At 42.9% G+C, this 12,149-nt stretch carries 11 protein-coding genes; 6 read left to right on the top strand and 5 right to left on the bottom strand.

The window, feature by feature from the left end; translation table 11 throughout:
- The first annotated feature begins 21 nt into the window (after nucleotides 1-21).
- Nucleotides 22-1,233 (top strand): hypothetical protein, encoded by a 1,212-nt coding sequence (locus FHS10_RS09885; RefSeq protein WP_259089931.1) that lies wholly within the window; start codon nucleotides 22-24, stop codon nucleotides 1,231-1,233.
- A gap of 249 nt (nucleotides 1,234-1,482) precedes the next feature.
- Here the strand turns inward: FHS10_RS09885 and FHS10_RS09880 are convergent, their stop codons facing one another.
- The 3 genes from FHS10_RS09880 to FHS10_RS09870 all read right to left on the bottom strand — a co-directional run bounded on the left by FHS10_RS09880 (nucleotide 1,483) and on the right by FHS10_RS09870 (nucleotide 3,830).
- Nucleotides 1,483-2,196: a carboxypeptidase-like regulatory domain-containing protein gene (locus FHS10_RS09880; RefSeq protein ID WP_259089930.1), complete on the bottom strand. Its 714-nt coding sequence runs from the start codon at nucleotides 2,194-2,196 to the stop codon at nucleotides 1,483-1,485.
- Nucleotides 2,197-2,247: 51 nt separating this feature from the next.
- Complete coding sequence (locus FHS10_RS09875; RefSeq protein WP_259089929.1) at nucleotides 2,248-2,823, bottom strand: hypothetical protein; 576 nt, start codon at nucleotides 2,821-2,823, stop codon at nucleotides 2,248-2,250.
- A 260-nt stretch (nucleotides 2,824-3,083) separates the two neighbouring features.
- Entirely contained in the window at nucleotides 3,084-3,830 is a 747-nt protein-coding gene (locus FHS10_RS09870; RefSeq protein ID WP_259089928.1) for a carboxypeptidase-like regulatory domain-containing protein, read from the bottom strand.
- A gap of 539 nt (nucleotides 3,831-4,369) precedes the next feature.
- Between FHS10_RS09870 and FHS10_RS09865 the strand changes: the two genes are divergently transcribed.
- On the top strand, nucleotides 4,370-6,358 hold the full coding sequence (locus tag FHS10_RS09865) for a M1 family metallopeptidase (RefSeq protein ID WP_259089927.1): 1,989 nt from the start codon (nucleotides 4,370-4,372) through the stop codon (nucleotides 6,356-6,358).
- Between the two features lie 225 nt (nucleotides 6,359-6,583).
- Here FHS10_RS09865 and FHS10_RS09860 read toward each other — a convergent pair whose 3' ends face one another.
- A complete protein-coding gene (locus tag FHS10_RS09860) occupies nucleotides 6,584-8,200 on the bottom strand; it encodes a DUF5597 domain-containing protein (protein WP_259089926.1) in 1,617 nt (538 codons plus the stop codon).
- Between the two features lie 189 nt (nucleotides 8,201-8,389).
- Here FHS10_RS09860 and mqnC point away from each other — a divergent pair, with 189 nt between their 5' ends.
- The 4 genes from mqnC (at nucleotide 8,390) to FHS10_RS09840 (ending at nucleotide 11,690) form a co-directional block, all read left to right on the top strand.
- The gene (gene mqnC, locus FHS10_RS09855) at nucleotides 8,390-9,514 is read left to right on the top strand and encodes a cyclic dehypoxanthinyl futalosine synthase (protein ID WP_259089925.1); all 1,125 of its coding nucleotides are present in this window, start codon (nucleotides 8,390-8,392) and stop codon (nucleotides 9,512-9,514) included.
- Between the two features lie 86 nt (nucleotides 9,515-9,600).
- Entirely contained in the window at nucleotides 9,601-10,152 is a 552-nt protein-coding gene (gene scpB / locus FHS10_RS09850; RefSeq protein WP_259089924.1) for an SMC-Scp complex subunit ScpB, read from the top strand.
- Between the two features lie 140 nt (nucleotides 10,153-10,292).
- Nucleotides 10,293-10,490, top strand: coding sequence for a hypothetical protein (locus FHS10_RS09845; RefSeq protein ID WP_259089923.1), 198 nt, complete (start codon nucleotides 10,293-10,295; stop codon nucleotides 10,488-10,490).
- 81 nt (nucleotides 10,491-10,571) lie between these two features.
- Nucleotides 10,572-11,690 carry a GNAT family N-acetyltransferase gene (locus FHS10_RS09840; protein ID WP_259089922.1) on the top strand — a complete coding sequence of 373 codons (1,119 nt, stop codon included), beginning with the start codon at nucleotides 10,572-10,574 and terminating at the stop codon, nucleotides 11,688-11,690.
- A 27-nt stretch (nucleotides 11,691-11,717) separates the two neighbouring features.
- On the opposite strand, the gene FHS10_RS09835 is transcribed toward FHS10_RS09840, so the two are convergent.
- A complete protein-coding gene (locus FHS10_RS09835; RefSeq protein WP_076378169.1) occupies nucleotides 11,718-12,059 on the bottom strand; it encodes a helix-turn-helix domain-containing protein in 342 nt (113 codons plus the stop codon).
- Nucleotides 12,060-12,149 lie beyond the last annotated feature (90 nt).

Raw genomic sequence — 12,149 nt, 5'->3', positions numbered from 1 at the left:
CAAACTTACAGCAACATCCGCATGAAAAAGTACCAGGACCGGAATTTTTATAAAACAATAATGATGAAACACAAACGCGCAAAAATCAACTGGTTAGCATATAGCCTGCTTGTCATATTATTTATTACTAATATCTGTTCGGCACAACAAAAAAAAGGCAATGCCAAAATAACAAATATTCCATTTGAGCCCGCCTATTGGGATACTACTGCAACAAAAGCCGAATTTGTAATTTACAAGGGCGTTAAAGCCATTAAAATGCACACTGGCAACGAGATAAGTGTAAAGGAAATTAGCTTTACCAATGGAACTATTGAGTTTGACACCCAACCAATAGATGCCGAAACGAGGGGTTTTGGCCCGGTCGGTATTTATTTTAGACAGCGAAATACGAAGGAATCTGAATACATATACCTGCGCACTAAAAAAGATGATACCAAGCGCGATAATGATGACATACAATACGCTCCGGTTGTAAATGGTGTATTGCTTTTTAATATGATGTCGCAATATGATGGCCCGGCACCTGTTCATAATAAAGAGTGGAACCATGTGAAACTGGTAGTATGCGAAATGCAGATGCGCGTTTATGTAAATGATATGAATGAGCCTGTTTTAGAGATTCCGCGCCTTGAAAGTAACAGCACTACAGGTGCCGTAGGCTTTGATGGGCTGGCTTACTTCGCAAACCTGGTGATCAAACCTAACGAAACTGAAGGACTTTCCACTACTGAAGGAATTGATCCGGCTAAACACGATGTAAATTACATCCGTCGCTGGGATGTTACATCCGCACAAGTTATGAGGAAGGGCAGGGAACTGATAGATCAGGATCTGCCTAACGATACTACGGGATGGACGCCTATTGTCGCCGAACGACGCGGTGTGATCAATCTATCGCGTAAGTTTGGTTCCAGCGATACCGGACGCTATGTTTGGTTAAAAACAACCATCAATTCCACCAAAGACCAGGTTGTGCAAATGCAATTGGGTTTTTGTGATGAGGTTTATGTATTCGTAAACAAAAAGCTGGTTGATGCCGATAAAAATCAGTTTGGTTTGCCGCTGAGCAAATTCCCTGACGGCTGCCTGAATATAGATAACTCAACCATAAATATTCCGCTGAAACAGGGTAGTAACGAATTGCTTATAGGTATAGTTAATAACTTTTATAGTTGGGCAATTGTAGCAAGGATGAGAAACCTTCATAACCTCTCCATTTTGCAGCAATAGCTATTATAAATGGACAGCTAATAGTTAAATTGCTACCGTAGCACTGTCATATTAGCCTGTGGTGGGTGTTTTCAACGCACTAAGCCAATCTTCTCGCAACTACATTTGGTATGCGTATTACGAATTACAGGAGTGATGCGGCGAAAACATCGACCACAGGCTAAATGAAGCTTATTTTAGGTTCAATTTCAACTTGGTCGGTGTTTTCAATTTAGGTTTGATATTTTTTAATTTGCATACATCACAGCCCTAAAATATCCTTTTTATTTTATGCCACAATCTTCCTGTAAAAGAACGCCTTACAAATGCCCCGCCAACAACTACCTCTTTGTAGATCATATCACTTGCTTCCAGGCTTATGGTATGAAAATCCTTAACCGCATAATCAATTTTAATAATTTGTTCTTTGTAACCCACATAGGAAACTACAACGCTATCTGCAGATGATGGCACACTCAATTCAAAATCGCCGGTTATATTGGTTGATGTAACAGCCGTTTTATTTTTTGTGGTAACAGATGCGCCGGGCACCGGCAAGCCATCTTCCCGGGTAACAACCTTGCCCCTCAAGGTGATGTAGGTGGCTGTATCAACAGGCAAACCTGCGTGTGTTTTTTCGGAATTTACAATTTGTTTCGCGACAGGTTTAGGCCTGGCCTCTGCTTTAAAAGATGGGATCAGGGTGATGAGCGAGGCCGCGGCCAGTAATTTTGTCCATGAAAAAGCAACCGGATTATTATCAGCGAGTGCATAATTGATGCGTGCAAGCTGTTCCTGGTCAAACCGGCCGCATACCTGCTGATGTGCCGAGAAGTATGCGACGATCTGGTTATTGGTCATCGCAGTAAAATCAGTAACCGTTTTACAGCAGCTTTGGCAATAGCGGCCTTCGCCGATAGGCCGCATGGCATCCCTTGCTTGGTGGCAAGGTGTGGGAATGGTGATGCTTTTAATCTGACCCATATACAAATGGCTTAAGGTTCCTTTTTAATAAATATATGCAGTAGTTTATTTTTAATTCCCAATTAACATATCATAAACCGACGTATAAACCTGTGTAACATTACTGCGGATAGTTGAAGTATAAGTCCCCGAAGCTACTATACCTCCAACTGTTCCCAATAACAGGCGTCCGTCCATCTGTGTTAAATCTCCATTTTTAATCTCGGGCAAAGCAGGCTGTATTTTTATATCCGTAGCGCCTAATCCTTTTACACTTACCTTCAGCGTATCGCGATGATTAAATTTGACAGGGGCCTGTTCCGTTTTATGTTTTTTCTGGGCATTTGCCCTGGCAAAAGGAATAAATACAATCATAGCAGCAACTACACCTATCCTTTTCCAAAAAACCATGTTCTTTCTATTTTGAACCAATTGCTGATTCAAACTGTTAAGTTGAAAAGGCGCAAACTTGCCGCAAACATTGGTATGATAACTAAAATAGTTGATGATCTCCGTGTTTGTCATTGTTGTAAAATCGGTTACTGTTTTACAGCAGCTTTGGCAATAGCGGCCACTATCCACAAGCTGCATGGCGTGCCATACTTCGTGGCAAGGTGTGGGAATAGTGATGCTTTTGATACGTAACATTTGCAAATTCAATAATGGGCATTTAAATACTGGTGTTATAAACTTAACTTTAATTATAGGAGGCACCTACAGAGCCGGCGAAGCGAGAGTTTATGATTTGCTATAAACCCGATACTCCTGACGAAGTGTAAAACAATTGTATATACGGCCTTAAATATTTTAATTTTCAGGCTGCAGCGCAGCCCCGTGTTTATAGCTTGCAAACCAAACATCCTGTCATGGCTCCGTAGGTGCCTCCTTTCAAAAACATTTTCCATATTTCAATTAAATATCTTACGGATAGGCCTTCTGATACACCTGTAATAAACACGCCTGATAAATGAGGCTCGCCTCGTTACCACAACTTCGCCCAACAACCCGGCCTGCATTTGAAGCTTTAAAGGATACGCGCTATCCGCGCCAATATTTATAGTTTGTGTATTAAAACCGATGAAACTTGCTGTAAAATGGGTAACGGTGTTTGACACCCTTAGCCTAAAATTCCCGTTCATGTCTGTTAAAGTTCCGTTGTAACCAGTGGATACCTTTATGGAAACTCCCGGTATGGCTTCATTCCTGTCATCGGTTACATGCCCTGTTATCACTCTGAAGCCACTTGAATCCGGACGGGCGATTTTCCCCATCGTAGTAGTGCTTTCTGTTGCTAAATCGTTTTTTAAACCAGGCCCCTGCTCTACAGCTGCCGGCTTGGTTTGGGCCGATGCCTTGAACGAAAAGCCTGCACCAATAATACTCAATGCCATGGCCAGTCTTTTCCAGCCACCTGTTGCCGGCAGGTTATCGGCATACAGCTTGTAATTGATGCCATTCAACTGGTAGTCATTAAACCTGCCGCACACATTTTGGGTAAGCGACAGGTGTTCAATGATTTGCTGGTTACTCATTTGGGTAAAATCGGTAACTGTTTTGCAGCAGCTTTGGCAATGCCTGCCGGTATCAGCCGGGGTCATTTGCTGCCATGATTGGTGACAAGGTTTAGGGATGCTTATATTTTTGATCGGGGTCATCTTTGTTGCTATTTGATGATAAGATGCAGCCGGGTTTCGGTTTCCATAAAACAAATTCAAAAAAATATTCGACCGCAAAAATCCAGGCCAACCATCCAAAAACAAGGTAATATTTCGACATCATCCCAATCAAAAAAAGATGGTGCGCGGGAGGTTATCGACAGGTACATCAAAAGGTTGATGTAAGGGTGCCAAAAGGTATGCGAAAGTGCACGGGAGGTGTGTCATAAGAGTAGTTCATAAACAATTAAATAGTTAATTATCAATTATTTAAATAAAACAAACGATATATAAATTTCTTAAAACATTACAAAAAATCTTATAAAACCTCGCTCGCCAGATTGTTATAGACGTCATTTTTTTGTATATTTGATTTTATATGTCCCCAATCGGGGAAATTTGCTTCCTGTGTTAAGTAAAAGATCCTGTTTTAACACATTCGGTGAGCCAAAAAGTATAAATAAAACGGGCGTTTTTGCTCAAATTACCCGGTAATCTTTAAAAGATTTCCATAATCTTGTGTGCTTAAAATCATCTTCATGAAAATAAATTTTATAGGTATTAGCTTACTTGCTTTGTTAGCTGCTAACGCAAACGCGCAAAAACGGAAGATTACCCCCGATGATACCACATCAAACTATAACCCGGCAGCGGCTTTTGCACCCCAGTTTTACAGCGATAAAGGGAATGAATTTCACTCGGCCAACGGCGAACCGGGCCCCAAATACTGGCAAAACCGTGCTAACTACACCATCAACGTAAAGTTAGATACAGCGAGCAAAACCATCAGTGGTACGGTAACTATCGATTACATCAACAACAGTCCTGATGCCTTACAATATTTGTGGTTGCAGCTTGATCAAAATACCTATAAAAAAGATGCCCGTTCCAACTTTTTCACCGGTAGGGCACCCGGTTTAAACCAACATACCGATGGTTATAAAATTGAAGCGGTAAGTGTAGTTACCGGCAACGTTGCAAAAAATGTTGACTATGTAATTAACGACGCCCGGATGCAGGTTAGGCTAAAAAGCCCTTTACTTACCAAAAGCGTTATCAAACTAAAAATAAAATACCACTACACCATCCCGGGCGATTTTGGGAACCGCACCGATTATGTGGATACCAAAAACGGCAAGATCTATGAGATAGCTCAATGGTTTCCGCGTATGTGTGTTTATGATGATAGCCGCGGCTGGGATACCCTGCCATTTTTAGGCGCGGGCGAGTTTTACCTCGATTATGGCGACTTTGACTACCTGGTTACCGTGCCATGGGATATGATCGTAGCCGGATCTGGCGAGTTGGTGAACCCGCAGGAAGTGTTAACCGCCAAACAATTAACCCGACTTAACGAGGCCCGCAACAGCGATAAAACTATCATGATCCGCAGTTTGGCCGATGTTACCGATCCGGCAAGCCGCCCGGTGAATATGGGTACTTTAACCTGGCACTTTAAAATGCAAAACACCCGCGATGTGGCCTTTGGCGCGTCGAAAGCTTATGTATGGGATGCCGCGCGGGTAAATTTACCCGGTGGTAAAAAATCCCTGGCCATGTCGGTTTACCCTGCCGAAAGTGTAGGTGCCAACGCCTGGAACCGCGCTACTGAATATTTGAAAAAATCGATAGAGTACTTTTCCGAAAAATGGTTTGTATACCCCTACCCTGTAGCCATTAACGAGGCCGGTATTGCAGGTGGTATGGAGTACCCGGGGATTGTTTTTGACGGTATTACCGATAAAGGAAGCGAATTGTACTGGGTAACCGCGCACGAAATTGGCCATAACTGGTTCCCGATGATTGTAGGATCTGACGAGCGCCGCTTTGGTTGGATGGATGAAGGCTTTAACACCTTTATTGACATTTACGCCTCAGATGCTTTTAACAAAGGCGAATACGCCCCTAAACGCGATGGCGAATATGCGCCTGGTGGCGGTAACCCGGCCGATGAGATCATCCCAACAATCTCTGATCCTAACGCCCCTATTATGATGACCGCGGCGGATGCTATCCCCGAAAAATACCGCCACCCTATGGTTTACTACAAACCCGCATTTGGCCTGGTTTTATTGCGTGAGCAAATTTTAGGTAAGGATAGGTTTGATTACGCTTTCCGCAATTACATCAACAAATGGGCATTTAAACACCCGCAGCCAGATGATTTTTTCAGATCGATGGAAAGCGGCGCGGGCGAAGACCTGTCATGGTTTTGGAAGGGCTGGTTCTATAACAACTGGTCGACAGATATTGCTATTATAGATGCTAAGAACGTAACTGCCGAGGGAATTAAGGGATTAAAAATCACCGTGGTAAACAAAGAGCAGATGCCGATGCCATTTACCGTAGAAATTAAATACAAAGACGGCAGCAAAAAACGCCAATACCTGCCGGTTGAAACCTGGCTGCAACGCAAGGTGGTGACTGTTACCTTGCCGGTAACTGAGGAAGCTGATAGTATCACCATTGATCCGGACAATGCTTTGCCAGATTTAAATAGGGGTAATAATACGCTGAAGGTGAAATAAAACTCAAATAAAACAGTATGTCATTGCGAGGCACGAAGCAATCGCACGCATGAAGAGCAGACTTGCATAGTTCGCGATTGCTTCGCGCCTCGCAATGACATGGTGTAGACCCAAACTTACGAAGTTTTTAAAACTTCGTAAGTTTTTCGTCGCTTTGTCATTTCCACCTTCATAGACCACCGGATTTCAAAACTTGCAATGAGACGCTGTTAATAGCTTACCCCACTACCTCGTAATCAACTCAACCTGCAAAACAGTTGGTGTTATCCCAAAATGGGGGCCGCCGAAATCGGTTTCGTCGCCGTTTAAAATGCGGAGTGGTTTAAAGGTACCGTGATCATATTTACCTTCTTCTACCTTAAGATACTGCCATGCTTTTCCGATATTGGCTCCGGTTGGCACAAACGTAATGTGACATTGGGCAGCAATCACTACAAACTTATTGTCGGTCAGCTTAACAATCATCAGTCGGCCATCGGCTTTGGTTTTGTTTTCAGCCGGATGCAGCTCATTACCAAAAGATACAACAGCCTGCCAGGCACCCAAATCGATGGTTTGGTTGACGTGGTCTTCATGCTCTACAACCGCTTTTATCTTACCCTCATAAGCCCAGGCGGCAAGTTCGTTCATTATAGGCGTAAAGGCGGCATATTCACGACCATACGGTGCAAGGCGTTCGGCAAGTTCCTCTTTAGTTGAACCGCGACCATTATCATCAATGCCGAAGGGCGAAAAGCCAATACCGCCACGGGCGATCACGTCGTACATATATTTGGCGTTATCGGCAATTAAACCTGCTTCGGGTACAAACAGCGCGTTATCGGGGCGGTCATATAATTCCAATACTTTTAAAACCCGTTCGCTGCCTTGCAGGTAGATGTCGGGTGCCAGCAGGTCGATAGCCGGGGCGGCTGCCTTCCATATCGGGATTACGTTATCCGTTGGGCCACCACTTTCGTAAGTATTAGCCATGGGATTGGTCAAGGGATCGCGCAGGGCGGCGTTTACATACATGGGTAAGGCATATTCTGCCTTGCCGGCAGCAGCTACCTTGCCTACAAAACGGGCGATGCTCCAGGCCTGGAAATACTCGTCGGCACGGTCGCCAAATACCTTTTGCCAGGTGTTGCCGGCACCGGTGTTACCATTGAGGGCTTTTAACAGGACAGGTTTAAGTAATTCATCGGGCACTTTACCCTCAAACAGCTTTTGGGCTTTGGCCGAGTAATCGCGCATGGTATCCCATGAACCCGACTCATTTTCAACCTGCATCATAATCACCGTATGTTGCGGATCGGCCTGTTTCAAATACTTCATCACAGCGGTAAACGCTTTGATATCAGCATCCAACGTAGGTTCTGCATGTGGCGAAGGCGAATCAATGGGCTTGCCGATTTTACCTGTGATATTGGGGTATTTGGTTGGGTCTTGTTTCATCCACCCCGGCATGTAATGGTTGCTCCCGTTTTTCCAGGTGGCAAACCATAGCAATACCAGGCGTACTTTATGCTCATGGGCTTGTTCAAGTAGTGTATCGATAAAGGAAAAGTCAAACTTACCTTGTTGCGGTTCAATCTGTTCCCAGTATAACGGGATCTCCAGGGTGTTGGCGTGCAGCTCCTTCACTGCCTGCCATACCTGCGGCATCATACCCGGCCAACCGCTTGAGTTATGTGCTTGCCCGCCCAACATTAAAAATGGTTTGCCATCAACCAGCAGGGTATGCCTGCCATTTTTGGTAACAACTTTGGGGATTGGTGCATTTTCGGTTTGGGCAAATGTAGCTGAGGTTGCCATCAACATTAAGCCGGCGGCAAAAGTGGTAATTTTAGTTCTTTTCATGTATTGGTGTAGGTGTTATAATCGGTCTTAATTTCTATTAAGGTCACCAATTAAAATTAGTACTAAAAACTCTCAATTATTGATAGAATTTTGCCTTAAAACCATCGAAATTTAACACCTCCATTACCATTAATTTGTCAATCTTATCTTGATATTAACTATTAATAACCGAAGTACGTATCTTTGTATATGAACACAGCCGATCTGTTGCAACGCGCTTTGCGGTTTGATTTTTTAACCCAGGATGAAGGGGTTTATCTTTATAACAACGCCTCTACTGCCGATTTGATGTACACCGCCAACGAACTGCGTAAAAAGCAGGTTCCGCATGGTAAGGTTACCTGGCAGATAGACCGTAATGTTAACACTACCAACGTTTGTATAGCCAACTGTAAATTTTGTAACTTTTTCCGCAGGCCCGGCCATGAGGATAGCTATATTACTGATATAGAGACCTATAAAAAGAAAATAGAAGAAACTTTCCGCTACGGCGGCGACCAGCTTCTGTTACAGGGCGGTCATCACCCCGATCTGGGCCTGAAGTTTTATACCGATCTGTTCAGCGAGCTTAAACAGCTGTATCCCAAGCTAAAACTGCACTCTTTAGGTCCGCCGGAGATTGCTCACGTGGCCAAGCTGGAAGGCATGAGCCATATAGATGTGCTCAGGGCGATGAAAGAATCGGGTTTGGATTCACTCCCGGGTGCTGGTGCCGAGATACTGAACGATCGCGTACGCCGCCTGATCTCAAAGGGTAAATGTGGTGGTAAAGAGTGGTTAGATGTAATGCGTGCGGCCCATCAGCTCAACCTGCCAACATCGGCAACCATGATGTTTGGCCATATTGAAACTATTGAAGAGCGCTTTGAGCATTTGGTTTGGATCCGTGAGGTACAAGCCGAAAAACCCGAAGGACATCACGGTTTTGTGGCCTTTATACCATGGCCTTTCCAGGATGACGGCACGCTTTTACGTAAAGTACGTGGCATCACCAATAATGTAACAGGTGATGAATATATCCGTATGATAGCGCTAAGCCGCATTATGCTACCTAATATTAAAAACATACAGGCGTCATGGCTTACGGTAGGTAAACAGGTGGCGCAGTTGTGCTTACATGCAGGCGCTAATGACTTTGGATCAATCATGATTGAGGAAAACGTGGTATCTGCAGCAGGCGCGCCACACCGGTTTACAGCTAAAGGCATCCAGGATTCCATCAAAGAAGCCGGTTTTGAACCCCAGCTGCGTACCCAAAAATACGACTGGCGGGATGTGCCTGTTGAAATTGAAGAACAGGTTATCAATTATTAAGTTTTGAGTGATGAGTATTGAGTTTTAAGTTAGTTTATTGATTTAACGCTCTTCACTCAATACTCATAACTCACCACTCATAACTAATGGAAAAACATATAGAAGCACTCATCTTTGCATCAGAACAAGGTATCCGCCAGGAGGAGATCATGTACTGCCTGCAGGCTGCTTTTGAGCGAGATTTTAGTGCCGATGAAGTAAACGAGAGTCTTCGCGCCATCGAACTAAAGTATAGTGATGATAACCTGGCCATTGAGTTGGTAAAGGTTGGTAACGGCTACCAATTTTTTACCAAAAAGCAATATCACCCGGTTATTAACCTGTTGCAGTTGCAACGCTCTAAAAAAAGATTAAGCCAGGCCGCATTAGAGACCCTGGCAATTATAGCTTACAGGCAACCGGTAACCAAAACAGATGTGGAACAAATTCGTGGTGTAAACTGCGACTATTCGATCCAAAAACTGCTCGAAAAAGAGCTGATAGCTATAACAGGGAAGTCTGAAGCTATTGGAAAACCCATTTTATATGGCACCAGCCCGCTTTTTATGGATTATTTTGGAATTAACAGCATACAGGAATTACCTCAGATAAAGGATTTTACAACCAATTCTGTAGCCATAGGCGAACAAACAGAATAATTTTTATTTCATATTTTTAATAAAAATGATTTTGATTATTTTTACTATTGAATAAGGAAATAAAAGCTTTCAAAAAAAAATCCTGCTTTTTATCCAATTTAAAGTATTATTGACAAAGTTTTACAAAAAAATCCGTTACAATGGGAGCGCCAAAAAAACCGACCACTAAGAAGATTGACAATTCTGAAGATGACAATGAAGACGATGACGATCTGAATCTCGACCCAAAAACGAAGAAAAAAGTTGATGATGACGATGATGATTTTGACGGCCCTTTAGATGATGATCTGGGCAGAGGTTACGATTCATTTGATGATGATGACGACGACGATTATTAATCATTAATCGCGCATATAACGTATTTGTAAAGCATTCAGAGCACATGCCCTGAATGCTTTTTTTATATTCATCACCTCCCTATGATCATAACAGAAGTAAAAGACAAAGCATCAAAAAAGGATTTCCTAAACGTACCCCGCATACTTTATAAGAACGACCCGGTATGGGTGTGTCCGCTTGATAATGATGTGGAAGCGGTGTTTGATCCTGCCAAAAACAATTTTCACCAGGATGGTAAATGTACCCGCTGGGTGCTTTATAATGATAACCAGGAGCCTATTGGCCGGGTGGCAGCTTTTATCAACAATAAAAAAGCTTACCATTATGACCAGCCAACCGGCGGCATGGGCTTTTTTGAATGTATAGATGATAAAGAAGCTGCTTTTTTATTATTTGATACCGCCAAAAAATGGCTGAAGGATAATGGAATGCAGGCTATGGATGGTCCCATCAACTTTGGCGAGAATGATACGTTTTGGGGTTTACTGGTTGAGGGCTTTACCCATCCCTCCTATGGCATGAACTATAACTTCCCATACTACAGGGCCTTTTTTGAAGATTATGGCTTTAAAACCCAATATGAGCAAATTACCAATCATTTGGATGTGAATAAGCCATTTTCAGAACGGTTTACCAAAATAGCCAACTGGGTAATTAAAAAGCCCGGGTACAATTTCAGGCATTTTGAAATAAAAAAGATGGACAAATTCGCGGCAGATTTTATCGAGATCTACAACGATGCCTGGCGCGATTTTGAAAACTTTGTACCAATAACCCAGGCTACCATTCGTGAAAGTTTTGAAAAGATGAAAGCGCTGATGGACGAAAAGCTAATCTGGTTTGCTTACATTGATGATGAACCAGCAGCTTTTGTAATCATTTTGCCCGACGCCAATCAAATGCTCAAACCGTTGAATGGCAAACTGAACCTGATAGGTAAACTTAAATTTTTGTATTACCGGTGGAAGGGCGTATCACGTATGAGGGCCATTGTGATGGGTACCAAACAAAAATATCAAAAGCACGGTTTGGAATCGGCGATATTCATTAAACTTAAAGAATACGTTTTGCCCTTGAAGCAATATGATGAGCTGGAATTATCCTGGGTTGGAGACTTTAATGAGAAAATGATAGCCATCCATGCAGCTGTAGGGGCTACATTTGGCAAAAAGCATTTAACAATGCGTTGTATATTTTAAATATGCCCGGCTTAGCCGGGCATAAATTTATGCAGTGGCTTTTGAGTGCCTAAGCTCTTCAAACAGCTCTATTACCTTTTTTTGCAGATCAATAACCTCTGTTTCGCGATCCATTAAGCGCTTGTTAACGGTTTCAAGTTCGTTAACAAATTTTTGGTCCTGTTCGGCATCATTGAATGTAAGTAGCTGAACTACCGACATCTCAAACAAAGTGGCTATTTGTTCAAGCCTCGACAGGTTAATATCGGTGATCCCGGTTTCGATCTTCGAAAAGGCCGGAATGGAAATATCCAACCGCTTTGCAACATCCTCCTGGCTCCACCCTTTTTGATGACGTAGCAGTCTGATTTTTTTTCCAAGTGTTTTCATTTGATTTGAATAATAGTGAAGGTTTCGCAAAAGTTAATTACTTTGCAATAATATTTATTATCAGGCTAATTATCAACTAATTTGCACAAT

Origin of the sequence: Mucilaginibacter dorajii (assembly GCF_024808255.1) — a bacterium.
Classification (GTDB): Bacteria; Bacteroidota; Bacteroidia; order Sphingobacteriales; family Sphingobacteriaceae; genus Mucilaginibacter; species Mucilaginibacter dorajii.
The sequence above is the reverse complement of the archived record's forward strand: the minus strand, read 5'-3'. Positions and strand labels throughout refer to the sequence as shown.

Coding starts and splice junctions, on each gene's coding strand:
- FHS10_RS09885 (WP_259089931.1), top strand. CDS start 22: ATGAAAAAGTACCAGGACCGGAATTTTTATAAAACAATAATGATGAAA.
- FHS10_RS09880 (WP_259089930.1), bottom strand. CDS start 2,196: ATGGGTCAGATTAAAAGCATCACCATTCCCACACCTTGCCACCAAGCA.
- FHS10_RS09875 (WP_259089929.1), bottom strand. CDS start 2,823: ATGTTACGTATCAAAAGCATCACTATTCCCACACCTTGCCACGAAGTA.
- FHS10_RS09870 (WP_259089928.1), bottom strand. CDS start 3,830: ATGACCCCGATCAAAAATATAAGCATCCCTAAACCTTGTCACCAATCA.
- FHS10_RS09865 (WP_259089927.1), top strand. CDS start 4,370: ATGAAAATAAATTTTATAGGTATTAGCTTACTTGCTTTGTTAGCTGCT.
- FHS10_RS09860 (WP_259089926.1), bottom strand. CDS start 8,200: ATGAAAAGAACTAAAATTACCACTTTTGCCGCCGGCTTAATGTTGATG.
- mqnC (WP_259089925.1), top strand. CDS start 8,390: ATGAACACAGCCGATCTGTTGCAACGCGCTTTGCGGTTTGATTTTTTA.
- scpB (WP_259089924.1), top strand. CDS start 9,601: ATGGAAAAACATATAGAAGCACTCATCTTTGCATCAGAACAAGGTATC.
- FHS10_RS09845 (WP_259089923.1), top strand. CDS start 10,293: ATGGGAGCGCCAAAAAAACCGACCACTAAGAAGATTGACAATTCTGAA.
- FHS10_RS09840 (WP_259089922.1), top strand. CDS start 10,572: ATGATCATAACAGAAGTAAAAGACAAAGCATCAAAAAAGGATTTCCTA.
- FHS10_RS09835 (WP_076378169.1), bottom strand. CDS start 12,059: ATGAAAACACTTGGAAAAAAAATCAGACTGCTACGTCATCAAAAAGGG.